The sequence below is a fragment of the Streptomyces sp. NBC_00237 genome, from assembly GCF_026342435.1.
Classification (GTDB): domain Bacteria; phylum Actinomycetota; class Actinomycetes; order Streptomycetales; family Streptomycetaceae; genus Streptomyces.
The window spans coordinates 653,601-668,831 of record NZ_JAPEMT010000001.1 but is presented as its reverse complement, the minus strand read 5'-3'; the positions used below and the strand labels follow the sequence as shown (position 1 = coordinate 668,831).

Below are 15,231 nucleotides of genomic sequence, written 5' to 3'. Positions count from 1 at the left end.
CTACGGCAGCAGCCGCTGCTCCTTCGCCACCGCCACCGCGCCCGCCCTCGTGTCCACCCCGAGCTTGGCGTAGATGCGGCCCAGGTGGGTCTTGACCGTCGCCTCGCTGATGAAGAGCGCGCGGGCGATCTCGCGGTTTCCCAGGCCGTGGGCGAGCTGGGCCAGGATGTCGGACTCGCGGTCCGTGAGCGTGGGGCGGCCGGTGCCGCGCATCTGGGCCATCACCCGGCTCGCGACCGGCGGGGACAGGGTGGTGCGGCCCTGGGCGGCGGAGCGGATCGCGGCGAAGAGCTCCTCGGGGCGTTCGGCCTTCAGCAGGTACCCCGTGGCGCCCGCGGCGATGGCCCGGGTGATGTCGGCGTCCGTGTCGTACGTGGTGAGGACCAGGACGTGGGGGCCGGTCCCGGCGATGCGGCGGGTGGCTTCGACGCCGTCGATGCCGTCGCCGAGCTGGAGGTCCATGAGGACGACGTCGGGGGCGAGCTTGGCGGCGGTCGCGACGGCCTCCTCCCCGTTTCCGGCCTCGCCGACGACCTCGATGTCCGGCTCGCTGGAGAGGAGGGCCAGGAGTCCGGCCCGTACGACCACGTGGTCGTCGCAGAGCAGAACCCGTACGGGAGTGGTGGTCACGGCTGGGGCTCCAGGGGGATCGCGGCGGACAGGACCGTGCCCTCGCCGGGGGCGGACTCGACGGCGAGGGTGCCGCCGAGCTGCTGGACGCGGGCGCGGATCGCGGGCAGGCCGTGGCCCCGTACACCGCTCGGGCCGCGAAGCCCGTCCGTGTCGAAGCCCCGGCCGTCGTCCGCGATGTCGAGGACCACTTGATCATCCAGGTAGGTGAGGGTGAGGGCGGTGGTGGTCGCGTCCGCGTGTTCGTGGACGTTGGCGAGGGCGCCCTGGGCGATGCGGAGCAGGGCGGACTGCACGCGGTCGGGGAGGGGGGTTGCGGGGGGCGTGCCGTCGATGTGGAAGCGGGCGTTCTCGCGGGTGGCGACGGTACGGAGGGCCTCCTCCAGGCCGCCGCCGCGCGCGCCCGCCTCGGCGAGGTCGGCGGGGGCCAGGTCGTGGACGAAGCGGCGGGCCTCGGCGAGGTTGCGTTCGGCGATGGCGGTGGCCGTACGGACGTGGCGGCGGGCGGTCGCCGGGTCCGTGTCCCAGGTGCGGTCGGCGGCCTGGAGCAGCATCTGCTGGCTGGACAGGCCCTGGGCGAGGGTGTCGTGTATCTCGTACGAGAGACGCTGACGCTCCGCGAGAGTGCCCTCGCGGCGCTCGGTGGCGGCGAGTTCGCGGCGGGTGCGGATCAGGTCGTCGATGAGGGCGCGCTGACGGGCGGCCTGGCGCTGCATGTAGACGAAGGTGCCTGCGGCGATGGCGGCCACGGCGGGCGGGGCGAGCAGGAGGGTGGGGTCGAACTCCCCGCCCGCGAGCTGGAGTTGGGCCGCCACGACGAAGGCGGTGAGGAGGGCGACGAGGGCCAGGGAGATCCGGGTGGGGAGGGTGCGCAGGCCCGTGTAGAAGAGCGGGACGGCGCACCAGGCGAAGCTCGGGGCGAGGACGACGAGGACGGCCCAGACGGCGACCACCGCGCCGAGCCGGAGGCGGGGGTGCGGCGGGGCGGGGGTGCGGTCCCGGCTCCGGGCCTGGTCCCGGCTCTGGTCTCGGCCCTGGTCCCGGCCCTGGTCCCGGCCCTGGTCCCGGCCCTGGTCCCGGTGGCCGCCCGCCCGGACGACGTACAGGAGGACGTGGAGGACGGCGAGCGCGATGCTCAGGCCGATGATCCACGGGGTGCGGGCCTCGCCGGGGTGGCGGAGGAGGAAGCGGGCGAGGGAGCCGCCGAGGAGGAGGAAGAAGGCGATGTGGAGGAGGAGGGTGAGGGGGCGGGAGTCGGGGTCGGCCTGGTCCCGGGGCGGGAGGGCGGGGTCCGCTTGAGGGAGGGTGGGATCCGCTTGCGGGAGGGCGGGGCTTCCCTGCGGGAGGGCGGGGTCCACTTGCGGGAGGGCGGGGCTTCCCGGCCGTGAGTCGGGGGTGTGGGGGTGGGCCATGGGGTCCGTGTCCTCGTTCCGGTCGTACGTGGTGCGGTTCCGCCGAGCGTGGCCCGCCCCGGCCCTTTCCCCGGCTCTCCACCTCGTTCGAGCGGGGGAGGCCCCGTCGTTCGCCTCCGGACATCCATCCTCCCCCCTCCGAGGACCACCCCCGCATCAACCGATCGGCTGACCCCCGTATCCGCCCCCCGGCCCGCCGGGAGCAGCCGGAGCACCGACCGTACGGAGCCTTCCCCGCACCCAGGATTGAGGACAGAAGGAGCCAGGCACTCACGCCGCTCCCCGCCCCACAGCCCTCCCCAGGAGCCCACCATGCGCAAGCTCTCCGTCCGCACCCGCGTCCTCACCGCCTCCGCCGTCCTCGCCGCCGTCGGCGCCGGTACCTTCGGCGCGGTCAGCGCCAACGCCTCCGCCCCGGCCGCCGAGTCGCTCGCCGCCGTCAAGGCCGACACCTCGAACCGCAACCTCCAGCAGTCGACGCACCTCACCGTGGCCGCCGCGACGAAGGCCGCCGAGGCCGTCCTGGACGCCGCGAAGAAGGAGAACCAGCGCGTCTCCGTCGCCGTCGTCGACCGCAACGGCAACACCATCGTCACCCTGCGCGGCGACGGTGCGGGCCCGCAGTCCCCCGAGTCGGCCGTGAAGAAGGGCTACACCGCCGTCTCCTGGAACGCCCCCACCTCCGAGCTGGTCAAGCGCCTCGCCCAGGCCCCGAACCTGAAGGACATCCCCGGCACCCTCTTCCTCGGCGGCGGCGCGCCGGTCCAGGCCAAGGGCGCCCCGATCGCGGGCATCGGTGTCGCGGGTGCGCCGAGCGGCGACCTGGACGAGAAGTTCGCGCAGGCGGGTGTCGCGGCCCTGGCCCGCTGATCCGCGCCCCGCAACACACGGGAGTGGGCCCACCCGACAACGGGCCCGCTCCCTTACCGGCCCCAGAAAGGCCCCCCATGGCCACCCCACCCCCCACCCCCGACCACCACCTCCTCACCGCCTCCAAAGCGGGCGACCCACACGCCATCCGCTCCGCCCTCCGCGACGGAGCCCGCGTCACCGCCCGCGACGCAGAACTGCGCACCCCCCTCCTGCACGCCTCCCTCGGCAGCCACGTGGAAGCCGCCCGGCTCCTCGTCGCCGCCGGCGCCGACCCCAACGCGCAGGACCTCCGCGAGGACAACGCCTGGCTGGTCACCGGCGTGACCGGCAACGTCGCGATGATGCGTACGCTGCTGTCCGCCGACCCCGCCCCCGACCTCAAGCTGTGCAACCGCTTCGGCGGCATCTCCGTCTTCCCGGCGAGCGAACGCGGCCACGTCACGTACGTACGAGCCGTCCTCACCGAGACCGACACCGACGTCGACCACGTCAACCGCCTCGGCTGGACCGCCCTCCTGGAAGCCGTCATCCTTGGCGACGGCGGCCGCCCGCACCAAGAAGTCGTGGAGGCCCTGCTCGCGGCAGGCGCCACCCCCACCCTCGCGGACAACGACGGCGTCACCCCCCTCACCCACGCCGAACGGCGCGGCTTCGACGGCATCGCCCGGCTGATCAGGGACGCGTCGTGAAACCCCGCCTCGCCCTCTGGGCCGTCCTCGTCACCGTCGCACTCAGCCTCCTCTCCGCCTGCGCGGGCGCCGCCGAAAGCGCCCCCGAGCGACCCCGCCCCGCGACGGTCACCCCCACCGCGCCCACCCCCGCCTCCTCCCCCACCCCCTCCGGCACCCTCCTCGTCGCCGACTTCGACTCCGACACCGTCACCTTCGTCGACCCGGCCCCCGGCAAGGGCCCGACCGGCTCGGTGCGGGTCGGCACCGCCCCGTACGGTCTCGCCCTCGGGCCGGACGGGCGCGCCTGGGTGGCCACGGCGGAGGGCGTCGCGGTCGTCGACACCCGTACCCGTACGAGCCTCGGCCTGATCCCGTACGCGACGCAGGCGGACGGCCCCGCGACGATGGGCGAGTACCGCGCCGGAGGCATGGGCATCGCCCTCTCCCCGGACGGCAGGCACGCCTACGTCGGCGTCAACGTCCCCGACACCACCGGAGTGCTGGAGGTCATCGACACCACCACCCGCAAGGTCACGGACACCGTCCCCGTCGGCCGCCGCCCCTTCGACGTGGACGTCTCCGCCGACGGCCGCGAGGTCTACGCGACCGGTCACGACTCGTACGACGTGACCGCCGTCCGCACCGACACGCTCAAGCCCCGCCGCCTCGAAGTCGCCCCGTACGGTACGGAGGGCGGCCTCGGCTCCTGGCTGAAGCCGCACTACGCGGCGGTCCGCCCCACCGACGGCAAGCTCCTCCTCCCCTTCGAGGGCGAACGCCTCGCGGTCCTGGACCCGCGCACCGGCCGCGTCACGGTCGAGCCGATGACCGCCAACACCCACCAGCACGGCACGACCGTCACCCCCGACGGCACCCTCTTCGTCGTCGGAACGGGCCCGATCGGCGGCGACGACAAGGAGGCATCCCTGACGATCCGCCGCCCCGACGGCACGGAACGCGTGATCCCCCTGGACGGAGCCCACGAGGCCGTCGCCGTCTCCCGCGACGGCCGCACGGCCTACGTCACCGGAGGCTTCACCCGCGCCGGCTCCTGGGACGGCATCACGGTGGTCGACGTCCCCACCGGCGACACCCGCCGCGTGGCAGCAGGGGTACGGCCGTTGGGCATCGCGGTCCTGACCTGACCCCCGAAAGCCCCGGCCCAAGACGGACCCGAGTCGAAGCCGGGGCGGCCCCTCAGGCCCTATCCCCGCGCCCCGCCCAGCTTCCCCAACGCCCCGTCCGTCAGCCGGTACACGTCCCACTCCCCCTGCGGCCGCGCCCCGAGCGCCTCGTAGAAGTCGATCGTCGGCCGGTTCCACTTCAGCGTGATCTTGCGAGGAACCCCGGGGCTTCAGCCCCGGGAGGAATCGCATCCGGAGTTGAGCGACGCGGAGCGTCGCGGTGTCGTGAACGGCGGAGCAGGACCGGGAGGGAGGTGCCCGCGGAGCGGGACAGCGCCCCGGGTCGACGGAGCCGAGCACCACCACAGGGACTGGGTCACTCGATCGGGTGACCATGTAGGGAGCCGCTGCGATCTGGGTGGCGGGTGGCTATGTTCGGTTGCCATGAAGCTGGTGGTGCAGGTCAAGCTGATGCCGGACGCCGTGCAGGCGTCGGCGTTCGAGCGGACCCTGCCCGCCCTCAACCAGGCCGCCAACGAGGTGTCCGCGCTCTCCTTCGAAGCCTTCGCCCTGCGCGGCGGGGTACGGGAGCTGCGCAAGCGGTGTTACGGGGACCTGCGGGAACGCGGGTTCGGGGCGCAGGCCGCCCAGCACCTCATCAAACGCGTCGCCGACACCTACACCACTCTGCGGGCGAGTATCCGGGCCGGAACCCTCGGTCCGCCCACGGCGAGGCGCCGCCGCAAGGCGGAGTCGAAACCGGTCGCCTTCCGCCCGCACGCCGCCCACACCTTCGACGACCGCTGTTTGTCGTGGAACTACGACGCCCAGACCATCAGCATCTGGACGCTCGACGGCCGGGTGCGGAACGTCCGCTTCGCCTGCTCCCCGAAGACCCTCAAACAGCTCACCCAGTACCGGCGGGGCGAGTCCGACCTGGTCTTTAGGGACGGGAAGTGGTTCCTGTACGCCACCCTCGACGTCCCCGATCCCGAGGTGTACGAACCGCGGGACTGGGTGGGGGTCGACCGGGGCATCGTCAACCTCGCCACCACCAGCGACGGCACCAACCACCAAGGCCGCCGCCTCGGCCGCTACCGCCGCTGGCAGGCCCACAAGCGGGCCGAACTCCAGGCCAAACGCACCCGGTCCGCCACCCAGTTGTTGAAGAAGCGGGCGAAGAAGGAAGCCCGCCACGCCACCCACCTCAATCACAAGATTTCCAAGACAGTCGTTGCGGTCGCCCAACGCACCGGACGCGGTATCGCCCTCGAAGAACTTCGGGGCATCCGCGATCGGGTCACGGTTCCCCGCGACCAGCGCGCACGACTGTCGTCCTGGCCGTTCCACCAGCTCGGGGCGTTCATCGCCTACAAGTGCCGACGCGACGGGGTGCCGTTCATCGAGGTGGACCCGGCCTACACCTCGCAGCGCTGCCCGCGCTGCGGCCACACCGAGCGCGCCAACCGGCCCACTCGGGACCACTTCGCCTGTCGTCGGTGCGGCCTCGCTGGGCCAGCCGACCACGTCGCCGGGGTCAACGTACGCAACCGCGCACGCTCGGCGTGGGCCTTCGTCAACATGCCCGATCCTCCCCCGGCCTAGCCAGGGCAGGAGAAATGTGCCCCGTGACCGCCCTGCCGTAGGGGGCAGTCGGGAGCATAAACAAAGCCGTTCGGACTGAGTCTCCAAGCTCGGTCGTTTACGGCCGAGTAGTTGACCACCGACCACTCCAGCCGCTCGTACCCCCGCTCCACGCACGTCCGCGCCAGCTCGGCCAGCAGCGCCTTCCGTGCCCGCCGCCCCGCACCGTCGGCCGCACGTATCAGGTCCTCCAGGTAGATCCCGTGCACCCCCCGCCACGTCGAGAAGCTCAGGAACCACAGCGCGAACCCGACGGCCTCCCCGCCCTCACCCTCCGCCACATGGGCGAAAGCCGCCGGACTCTCCCCGAAGAGCGCCTCCCGCAGCTGCTCCTCGCTCGCCCTCACCTCGTCCAACGCCTTCTCGTACTCGGCGAGTTCCCGCACCATGGCATGAATCTCCGGAACGTCCTCGACCACCGCTCTGCGAATCATGACCGCACCCTAAGCAGCACCTCCGCCACCACCACATGCGCATCCGGCATCCGGACCTCCCCGTCCCCCAGCTCCCACAGACAGTCCTGGAGCACCCGCCCGAGCGTCCACGCCGCCGCCCGCCCCCGGTCCAGCCCCATCACCTCACTCATCAGATCGAACCGCCGCAGCACCTCCCCCTCCTCGAACCGGTTCTTGATCGCCGGGAACAGCTCGAAGCCCGGGTCCCCCGCCAGCGGCTTCGGATCGATCACCACCCACGGCTCGCCCCTCCCCGAGTCCGCCCGTGGCGCCAGCACGTTCTCCTCGTGCAGATCCCAGTGCAGCAACCGGTCCCCGGCCTCCCCCGCCACCTCCCGCACCGCGCCCGCGCACTTCTCCAGCAGCCTGCGCTCCCCCGGATCGGCAAGACCCGGCAGCAGCTCCGGTACGTCGTCGAGCATCCCGGCAGCGATGTCCCCCAGCCTCCGCACACCCGCCGGAGCGGGCACCGCGTTCAGCCGCGCCAATGCCTCCGCGATCACCTGTACGCCGTCCAGAGCATCCGGCACCCCGCCCAGCGACCGCCCCTCGTCGAGCCGCTCCAGCAGCACGGCCCCGCGCCCGGCATCGGCCGCCAGCACCTCCACCACGCCGCACCCCGCCCACGCCCGCAGCGCCGGAACCTCTCCCTCGTTCTCCTCGTCCCGGAGCTGAAGCTTGAGCACGGCCGCGCCCCCGTCCGCCACCCGCACCACGGGCAGCACGAGCGCCGCCGCCCCGTGCATCGCCGCCCCGTCCCGCCGCAGCCCCCACTCCTCCAGCCACCCACGGACCTGACCCGGCAGTCCGGCCACCCAGGCCCGCTCCTCCTCCCCGTTCCACCGGAGCTGCTCCTCCACCAGCCCTGCCGGGACCTCGACCCCGCCCCCGTACGCGTACCGCTCGCCCATCCCCGTGCCTCCTCAATCGCCGTACGAACCACAGATGCCCGCCCAAATCACCCCATACCCCCACAATCGATCCATGCCCCGCCCCCTCCATCACGCCCTCACCTACCTCCGCTCCACCCCCGGCACCCACCTCTGGCTCCTCGCCCTCTTCGTCACCACCGTCGTCATGCGCCACATGGACCCCGCCTTCACCGACGAGTTCCTCCGCCAGCGCTCCACCAACATCCACCACCTGACCCAGGACCCCAGCCGCGTCCTCATCACCTCCGCCTTCTGGATCGACGGCGACAACGGCCTGCGCGGCTGGCTCCTCTACGCCGTCCTCTACACCCTCTTCCACGCCCCCGCCGAACGCTGGCTCGGCACCGCCCGCTGGCTCCTCGTCGTCCTCACGGCCCACGTCGGGGCCACCTACCTCAGCGAAGGCATCCTCGCCTGGGCGATCCGCCACGGCATCGCCCCGCCGGAATCCGTCAACACCCTGGACGTGGGGGTGAGTTACGCGCTCGCGGGCATCGTCGCCGTGCTCGCCTACCGCATCCCCACCCCCTGGCGCTACCTCTACCTCTTCGGCGTCCTCACCTTCTACGCCCTCCCCCTCGTCACCGGCCGCACCTTCACCGACGTCGGCCACTTCACCGCCGTCCTCATCGGCCTCGCCTGCCACCCCGTCACAAGGAGTCCAAAGCCGCGGCGTCCGCGTACACCCCGCACTCCTCGTACGCCTCCATCAGCTCCGTCCAGAACCCCAGCCCCCTGACCTCCGCGTGCCGCAGCCGCTTCCCGCTCTCCCCGGTCGGCCGCAGCACCTCATACGCCTCCCGCAAACCCTCAGCCACCCCCACCGTCAGCGCCTCCAGCCGGTCCCGCACCAACACGTCCCAGTCCACCGCACCCACCCCCCGCCCCTCCCGGTGCAGCTCCACCAGCGGCAGCTGACGCCCCACCGCCCACACGGCCAACTGCGGCACGTCCCGCCACAGATGCGCGTGCCCGTACCGCTTCCCGCGTCCCATCCGCCCCACCACACCCCGTACGCAACGAGCGATCTCGACCGCCCGCAGCACCCCCACCGCCTCGGTGCTCTCGTTGAAGACCGTGCGGTACGCCTCCCCTCCCCGGTCCGCCCACAGCCGCTCCCTCCCCGCCGCGCCGTCCGCCGCGTGCGCCACCTCCAGCCGAGCCCCCGGCGCCAAACACGCCAGCGCCGACGTCGCCTCCTCAACCGTCATGCACCGCTCGGCCCCGTACGGCTCCCGCACCTCACCCCTGCGCACCGCGAACCGCACCCCGTCCGCCCGGAACTGCCGCATCACCCGCAGCACGTTCGCGTCCCGCACCAACTCGTCCTGCGCGGTCGCCGGGTTCCGCCGCCGGTCCTCCGCGTCCAGCTCTCCCCGTACGACGTCGACGGCAGGCCCCGTCACCAGCTCGACGCGCACCACGGACCGCTCCAGCGACTCGGCGGCCAACCCCTCCGCGACCGCCCTCGCCAGCACCCCCAACCGCTGCACACCATCCAGCACTTCGGGCCCGGACACCTGCACCATCCCCCCGCCCCGCAACCCCGTCGGCACCACCCGCACCTCCCGTGCGCCCAGCACCACGGACCCCACCACCCCGAAGTCCCACGGCCGTTGCCACAACAGCTCCGTCAACTCGACATTGGCAGCACTCTCACCCAGATAGCCGCGACGACCCCCCTCCCACTCCCACTCCACCAACTGATCGGCCCCCACCCACGCCGACCACCGGTGATCACCGATCCGCTCCACCCTCTCCGACCTCAGGACCAGCCCCTCGAAGGACGAGGGCACGGACGACGACACCAGCTGCGGCGGCAGAAACAGAACTTCGGTCATACCCGTCCAACGCCCACACCCCCCACGAGGTCGCGCCCGCACATCCGCCCCCCGACACACCGTCGAGCAGCACCCCCCGACCACACCCCTCCACGCCCATTGCGCCCCCCACCCCCGCCCGCTAGCGTCCCCGCACCACCGCCGACCAGCACCGGCCAGCGCCGACCACCGCACCCGAAGACCAGAAGCCGAAGCCCCGAAGCCGAACAGGACGAAGGCCCGCCATGAGCAGCACCCCCACCCCCCGCACCACCAACGGAGGCATCTCCTTCTGGTACGCCGACCACGGCATACCCACCCCCCGCGAGCCCCTCCCCGGCGATGCGACCGCCGACGTCTGCATCGTCGGCGGCGGCTACACGGGCCTGTGGACGGCGTACTACCTCAAGAAGGCCGTCCCCTTCCTCAACATCACCGTCCTCGAAGCCAAGTTCTGCGGCTACGGAGCCTCAGGACGCAACGGCGGCTGGCTCTACAACGGCATCGCGGGCCGCAACCGCTACGCGAAACTCCACGGCCAGGAGGCCGCCACCCGCCTCCAGCACGCCATGAACGACACCGTCACCGAAGTCGTCACCACCGCCGCAGCCGAGGGAATCGACGCCGACATCCACCAGGGCGGCGTCCTCGAAGTCGCCTACACCCCCGCCCAGTTCAGCCGCCTCCGCTCCTTCCACGCCACCGAACTCGCCTTCGGTGAGAAGGACCGGATCCTCCTCGGCGCCCGCGACACCGCCGCCCGCATCCGCGTCGCCGGAGCCGTCGGCTCCACCTGGACCCCGCACGGCGCCCGCCTGCACCCGGCCAAGCTCGTCAAGGGCCTCGCCGACACGGTCGAGGCGCTCGGGGTCACCCTCCACGAGTCGACCCCCGTCACCGAGATCACCCCGAAGCACGCCCACACCCCCTACGGCACGGTCCGCGCCCCGTACATCCTGCGCTGCACCGAGGGCTTCACCCCGAACCTCAAGGGCCAGAAGCGCGACTGGCTCCCCATGAACAGCTCCATGATCGTCACCGACCCCATCCCCTCCACCCTCTGGGAGACCATCGGCTGGGACGGCCGCGAGAACCTCGGCGACATGGCCCACGCGTACATGTACGCCCAGCGCACCGCCGACGACCGCATCGCCATCGGCGGCCGGGGCGTCCCCTACCGCTTCGGCTCCCGCACCGACAACGACGGCCGCACCCAGCCCGCCACCGTCGCCGCCCTGCGCGACATCCTGGTCCGCTTCTTCCCCACCCTCGCGGGCACCGGCATCGCCCACGCCTGGTCCGGCGTCCTCGGCGTCCCCCGCGACTGGTGCTCCACCGTCACCCTGGACCGCTCCACCGGCCTCGGCTGGGCGGGCGGCTACGTGGGCTCCGGCGTCGCCACCACCAACCTCGCCGCCCGCACGCTGCGCGACCTCTTCCTCCAGGACTCCGGCGAAGGCGGCGCCACCGACCTCACCACCCTCCCCTGGGTCAACCACAAGGTCCGCAAGTGGGAGCCCGAACCCTTCCGCTGGCTCGGCGTCCAGGGCATGTACGCCGCCTACCGCGAAGCCGACCGCCGCGAACTGACCGGCCACACGACCACCACCCACCCCATCGCCCGCTGGGCCGACCGCGTCGCGGGCCGCTGACCGCCGGCGCCTCCGGGCCTGGCGGACCCACCCCCGCCAGGCCCACCCATCACCGACCTACTCGACCTCGACCCCGTGATCCTCGATCAATTCACCCAGACCGCCCCGATACCCCTTCCCACCGGCAACGAAATCCCAGTCGCCACTGCTACGCCGCCGGAAGGACCCCAACACCAGAGCCGTCTCCCCCGGCCTCCCATCCGCCACCGGCAGCCTGCCCAGCTCAGCACCCGACACATCCCGCAACAACACACTCGCATCCGTGAAACCCGACAAGTCGGCACCCGGATTCGTCTCGACATCCACGGACGCCACCAGAACGAGGCGGTCCGCCCCCCTCGGCAACCCGTCGAACGCCACCCGCACAGCAGCCCGATCACCCGCCACACCCGGAACCATGCACACAGCACCGTCCGGCGTCCGGGAATTGTTGAAGAAGACGAAGTACTCCTCCCCCAACACCCGACCACCCGTGCACACCAACGCACAGACGTCCAGCGCCACGGCCCCCGCCCACGTCATACCCAACACGTTGAAGTCGTCGGAACCACTCGCATCGCCCGGCTCCCTGGGCGAGGGAACCGGCGCCACCGCACCCGCACCCGCACCACCCAACCTGCCGCGCAAACCACACCGATGCAGCAGATCCACCAACTCCGTCCCCGACACCAACGTCAACGGCTTCCCCTGAGCAAACGTGTACGACCCCGGCCCGAACCCCGACGTCGTCACCAGAACACCCTTGTTCGCCCCCGCCCCCTGCACCGTCCCAAACAGATCACGCACCGCACTCGGCGGCACCGTGTTCCGATACCGCTTCACCTGAACAATGATCTTCCCGCCACTGATCGGATCCGGATCCAACGCATCCACATCCACCCCGCCATCATTCGACCGCTGCGTCATCACCGCCTGCATCCCCCGAGCCCGGAACAACTCAGCGACCAACCCCTCGAACTCCACCGGATCCATCTCCAGCAAATCCGGCTCACCATCCGCCCCGTGCGACACCACCCCCGACCCCACCTGCTCCGGCAACCGCCCCGGCCGCACCGCCACCCGCTGATCCGGCCGCGCCGACAACTGCCCCCGCAACCCCTCCACCAGACAGTCCACCGCCGCCACGAACTCCAGATTCAACGCCCCAAAAGCAGCCTTCTCCACCATCACCGTGCTCAGAAAAACCTCAGCCGGCTGCCCCGTCACCGGATCCAGACCATCAACGAACCCGTTCAACACCACCGAGTCCAACGCCCCGAACTCATCCGCCACAAACACATCCCGCAACGCCAACAACACACACTGCGCCAACACACTCCGATACAACGCCTTGCGCTGCGTCATCGGACGCGCGGACTCCCGCTCCTCATCAGCACTCGCCACAAAACGCACCGACTTCACCCCAGGAACCACCTCGAACCCCGGCAGCTCCCAATTCAGCACCAGCTGACGCCCACCCCGGTCGAACGCACCCGACACCCGCCGCGGAAACCCCTCCGGCCACGCCGCCGACGCGTACAACGCCGCCGAAAAGAACTCCACCACCGTCTCCGGCTCACCCGCACGCAACGCATCCGCCATCCCGGCAATCCCCGCGTTGTGCCCACGCACCTCCGCCAACCGAGCCGCCGCCCACGCGTCGTACTGCTGCCGATACCCCGCCAACTGCCGCTGCCGCTGCGCCTCCGCCGCCTGCGCCGCATGCCAGTCCCGCTCGAACCGGGCCCGCGCCTCCTCCTGCGCCTGCGCCCGACGCGCAGCGGTCCACCCACCACCCTGCGCCTGATACCGCGCGGGATCCGGCATCACCACCGGCACCGCCAACTGCCCCGGCGCAAAAGGCTCCAACACCTCCGACCGCACCAACGCACCCACCCGGAACGGAACCGCCCGACACCCCGCAGCAAGCAACCCCTCCAACCGGGCCACCTCAGCACCCAGCTCTTCCGTACGCCGCCGCGCCTCCGCCTCACGAAGCTGCCGGTACGCCGCCTGCTGCTGCCGGTCCGCCCGCGCCCTCTCCCGCTCGTACGCACGCTGCTGCTGAACCTGAGCCCGCTGCTGGGCCTCCATCCGGCGCTGCTGCTGCCGCTGCGCCTCCGCCCAGGTGCCGATCAGCCCACTCGACCGACGACTCATCCCGCTGCCCTCCCCCACACGGGGCCAGGGAACGCCGCCCGGACCCCCGTACTGTCCCGGAAACGCAAGTGTCCCGGACCCTGGGGGTCCGGGACAGATGTTTCGTGGAGCCGCCTGTCGGAATCGAACCGACGACATCCAACTTACAAGGTTGGTGCTCTGCCAATTGAGCTAAGGCGGCGCTGCTCACACCGCGAATCGCGCGCACAAGCACTCTCACTTTACACAGCGGCCCCCGTGCTGATCCACGAACTTTCCCCCGCCCCCGTAACCCGCCCGACCACCCGTTCGTTGAACGCACTGAATCGCTGTTCCGACAATCGGACAACGCGACGAAGCGAGGGAGGGGACGTGACCAAGGCACCCGAGCAACCGCTCCCTCCCCGCGTCACCGGCGCCGAGGCCAAGCGCATCAAGCGCGAAGCCCTGCGCATCCCCGACCAGAGCAAGCACCACCAGCGCCCCGCCACCCCCATGAAGCGCCGCGCCAAGGAACCCGGCACCCACCAGCGCGTCTACCGCTACCGCTGCTACCCGACCCCGGACCAGGCAGAACAGCTCGTCGAGACCTTCGGCGCCTGCCGCTGGGTCTACAACGAGGGCCTGACACTGCGCGCCAACGCCTGGCGCGACCACCAGGTCTCAGTCGGCTTCGCCGAGACCTGCCGCGCGCTCACCGGCTGGCGTCAGGCCCGCGAGACGTACTGGCTCCAGAACGTCTCCTCGACCGTCCTCCAGCAGTCCCTCCGCCACCTCGAAAGCGCCTTCACCCGCTTCTTCAAGGGAGGGGCGAATTACCCACAACGCAAGAAGAAGGGCCGCTCCCGCGACTCTGCAACGTACGTACGCACCGGCTTCCGCTGGTTCGAGGACCCCGAGAAGCCTGGCACCGGCCTGATCGCCCTCGCCAAGCAGACCGACCCCCTCGACATCCGCTGGTCCCGCCCGCTCCCCGCAGGCACCACGCCCGTGAAGCTCACCATGACCCGGGACCGCGCGGGCCGCTTCTTCCTCTCCGTATTGGTCGAGGAACACATCGAGCCCCTCCCTCCCGTCTTCCTGCCGGGCACCCACGCCCCGAAGGCGGTCGGCATCGACCTCGGCCTGGCCACCCTCGTCACGCTCGACGACGGCGAGAAGCTGGACCATCCCCGTCTGCTCCGGAAGTACGAGAAGAAGCTCGCCAAGGCGCAGCGCGAGCTGCACCGCAAGAAGAGGGGATCGGCGAACCGCGAAAAGGCACGCCAGGAGATCGCCCGCCTGTACGCCCTGATCAGCGACGTCCGCAGGGACATGCTGGACCAGCTCACCACCCGCCTCGTGCGCGAGAACCAAGTGCTCGTGGTGGAAGACCTGGCCGTCATGAACCTGCTGCGGACGGCCACCGGCCCGGGTCGCAGACGAAAAGCGAAGCTGAACCAGTCGATCCTCGATGCCTCATGGGGCGAGCTCCTGAAGCAGCTCCGCTACAAGTGCGAGTGGTACGGACGGACGCTCGTCATCGTCGACCGCTACTTCCCGTCGACACGACGTTGCTCGTCCTGCCACGTGAAGGGGGAGCGCCTGGATCTCTCCGTACGGAAATGGACGTGCGGCAGTTGCGGCGCGGTGCACGATCGGGACGTGAACGCGGCGCAGAACCTCCGCGAGGAGGGGATGCGGCTGTACGGGCTGGTGGCCGAGGCTCTGCCTCCGGCACGGACCCCGCCACCTGTGATCCGCGCCTCCGAACTGCCGGAGGTACCGCTGGCCGCTTGATGTACATGCTGTACCGGACCGACGGGCCGTCGGCCGTCATGCCTGTGGAGCCCATGTAAGACCGGTGGGGTGCGGTTCTTGAGGACCGTGCTCGGTCGGCAGCGGGTAGTGAAGCAGGAAG

General features: G+C 71.4%; 13 protein-coding genes, 1 tRNA gene and 1 pseudogene. 7 read left to right on the top strand and 8 right to left on the bottom strand.

Going from position 1 to position 15,231, the window contains the following annotated elements; translation table 11 throughout:
• A complete protein-coding gene (locus tag OG897_RS02865; protein WP_266652560.1) occupies positions 1–630 on the bottom strand; it encodes a response regulator transcription factor in 630 nt (209 codons plus the stop codon).
• The gene (locus OG897_RS02860; RefSeq protein ID WP_266652558.1) at positions 627–2,042 is read right to left on the bottom strand and encodes a sensor histidine kinase; all 1,416 of its coding nucleotides are present in this window, start codon (positions 2,040–2,042) and stop codon (positions 627–629) included. The genes OG897_RS02865 and OG897_RS02860 overlap by 4 nt, the downstream gene beginning before the upstream one ends.
• Positions 2,043–2,354: 312 nt before the next feature.
• Between OG897_RS02860 and OG897_RS02855 the strand changes: the two genes are divergently transcribed.
• The 3 genes from OG897_RS02855 to OG897_RS02845 all read left to right on the top strand — a co-directional run bounded on the left by OG897_RS02855 (position 2,355) and on the right by OG897_RS02845 (position 4,731).
• Positions 2,355–2,912: a heme-binding protein gene (locus OG897_RS02855; protein WP_266652556.1), complete on the top strand. Its 558-nt coding sequence runs from the start codon at positions 2,355–2,357 to the stop codon at positions 2,910–2,912.
• 77 nt (positions 2,913–2,989) lie between these two features.
• Positions 2,990–3,604, top strand: a complete 615-nt coding sequence (locus OG897_RS02850; RefSeq protein WP_266652554.1) for an ankyrin repeat domain-containing protein — start codon at positions 2,990–2,992, stop codon at positions 3,602–3,604.
• Positions 3,601–4,731, top strand: coding sequence for a YncE family protein (locus OG897_RS02845; RefSeq protein ID WP_266652552.1), 1,131 nt, complete (start codon positions 3,601–3,603; stop codon positions 4,729–4,731). The genes OG897_RS02850 and OG897_RS02845 overlap by 4 nt, the downstream gene beginning before the upstream one ends.
• A 59-nt stretch (positions 4,732–4,790) precedes the next feature.
• On the opposite strand, the pseudogene OG897_RS02840 reads toward OG897_RS02845, so the two are convergent.
• A pseudogene (locus OG897_RS02840) lies at positions 4,791–4,913 on the bottom strand (GNAT family N-acetyltransferase); the annotation flags it as partial.
• Between the two features lie 241 nt (positions 4,914–5,154).
• Between OG897_RS02840 and OG897_RS02835 the strand changes: the two are divergent.
• A complete protein-coding gene (locus OG897_RS02835) occupies positions 5,155–6,315 on the top strand; it encodes a transposase (RefSeq protein WP_266652550.1) in 1,161 nt (386 codons plus the stop codon).
• On the opposite strand, the gene OG897_RS02830 is transcribed toward OG897_RS02835, so the two are convergent.
• On the bottom strand, positions 6,312–6,788 hold the full coding sequence (locus tag OG897_RS02830; RefSeq protein WP_266652548.1) for a GNAT family N-acetyltransferase: 477 nt from the start codon (positions 6,786–6,788) through the stop codon (positions 6,312–6,314). The two genes, OG897_RS02835 and OG897_RS02830, sit on opposite strands and share 4 nt — an antisense overlap.
• Positions 6,785–7,720 carry an aminoglycoside phosphotransferase family protein gene (locus OG897_RS02825; protein WP_266652547.1) on the bottom strand — a complete coding sequence of 312 codons (936 nt, stop codon included), beginning with the start codon at positions 7,718–7,720 and terminating at the stop codon, positions 6,785–6,787. Before OG897_RS02825 ends, OG897_RS02830 begins: the two co-directional genes overlap by 4 nt.
• A gap of 73 nt (positions 7,721–7,793) precedes the next feature.
• Here OG897_RS02825 and OG897_RS02820 point away from each other — a divergent pair, with 73 nt between their 5' ends.
• The gene (locus tag OG897_RS02820; RefSeq protein WP_266652545.1) at positions 7,794–8,480 is read left to right on the top strand and encodes a rhomboid-like protein; all 687 of its coding nucleotides are present in this window, start codon (positions 7,794–7,796) and stop codon (positions 8,478–8,480) included.
• On the opposite strand, the gene OG897_RS02815 is transcribed toward OG897_RS02820, so the two are convergent.
• A complete protein-coding gene (locus OG897_RS02815; protein ID WP_266652543.1) occupies positions 8,392–9,582 on the bottom strand; it encodes a hypothetical protein in 1,191 nt (396 codons plus the stop codon). The two genes, OG897_RS02820 and OG897_RS02815, sit on opposite strands and share 89 nt — an antisense overlap.
• Before the next feature lie 224 nt (positions 9,583–9,806).
• Between OG897_RS02815 and OG897_RS02810 the strand changes: the two genes are divergently transcribed.
• Positions 9,807–11,213 (top strand): FAD-binding oxidoreductase, encoded by a 1,407-nt coding sequence (locus OG897_RS02810; protein ID WP_266652541.1) that lies wholly within the window; start codon positions 9,807–9,809, stop codon positions 11,211–11,213.
• Positions 11,214–11,270: 57 nt separating this feature from the next.
• Here the strand turns inward: OG897_RS02810 and OG897_RS02805 are convergent, their stop codons facing one another.
• Positions 11,271–13,352: a restriction endonuclease gene (locus OG897_RS02805; protein WP_266652539.1), complete on the bottom strand. Its 2,082-nt coding sequence runs from the start codon at positions 13,350–13,352 to the stop codon at positions 11,271–11,273.
• Between the two features lie 105 nt (positions 13,353–13,457).
• Positions 13,458–13,533: transfer RNA gene (locus OG897_RS02800), tRNA-Thr, on the bottom strand.
• 170 nt (positions 13,534–13,703) lie between these two features.
• Between OG897_RS02800 and OG897_RS02795 the strand changes: the two genes are divergently transcribed.
• Positions 13,704–15,110 carry an RNA-guided endonuclease TnpB family protein gene (locus OG897_RS02795; RefSeq protein WP_266652537.1) on the top strand — a complete coding sequence of 469 codons (1,407 nt, stop codon included), beginning with the start codon at positions 13,704–13,706 and terminating at the stop codon, positions 15,108–15,110.
• Positions 15,111–15,231 lie beyond the last annotated feature (121 nt).

What these genes read in the sequence shown, in the direction of transcription:
- OG897_RS02835 (WP_266652550.1), top strand. Translation starts at nt 5,155, where the DNA reads ATGAAGCTGGTGGTGCAGGTCAAGCTGATGCCGGACGCCGTGCAGGCG.
- OG897_RS02830 (WP_266652548.1), bottom strand. Translation starts at nt 6,788, where the DNA reads ATGATTCGCAGAGCGGTGGTCGAGGACGTTCCGGAGATTCATGCCATG.
- OG897_RS02860 (WP_266652558.1), bottom strand. Translation starts at nt 2,042, where the DNA reads ATGGCCCACCCCCACACCCCCGACTCACGGCCGGGAAGCCCCGCCCTC.
- OG897_RS02815 (WP_266652543.1), bottom strand. Translation starts at nt 9,582, where the DNA reads ATGACCGAAGTTCTGTTTCTGCCGCCGCAGCTGGTGTCGTCGTCCGTG.
- OG897_RS02825 (WP_266652547.1), bottom strand. Translation starts at nt 7,720, where the DNA reads ATGGGCGAGCGGTACGCGTACGGGGGCGGGGTCGAGGTCCCGGCAGGG.
- OG897_RS02855 (WP_266652556.1), top strand. Translation starts at nt 2,355, where the DNA reads ATGCGCAAGCTCTCCGTCCGCACCCGCGTCCTCACCGCCTCCGCCGTC.
- OG897_RS02810 (WP_266652541.1), top strand. Translation starts at nt 9,807, where the DNA reads ATGAGCAGCACCCCCACCCCCCGCACCACCAACGGAGGCATCTCCTTC.
- OG897_RS02805 (WP_266652539.1), bottom strand. Translation starts at nt 13,352, where the DNA reads ATGAGTCGTCGGTCGAGTGGGCTGATCGGCACCTGGGCGGAGGCGCAG.
- OG897_RS02820 (WP_266652545.1), top strand. Translation starts at nt 7,794, where the DNA reads ATGCCCCGCCCCCTCCATCACGCCCTCACCTACCTCCGCTCCACCCCC.
- OG897_RS02850 (WP_266652554.1), top strand. Translation starts at nt 2,990, where the DNA reads ATGGCCACCCCACCCCCCACCCCCGACCACCACCTCCTCACCGCCTCC.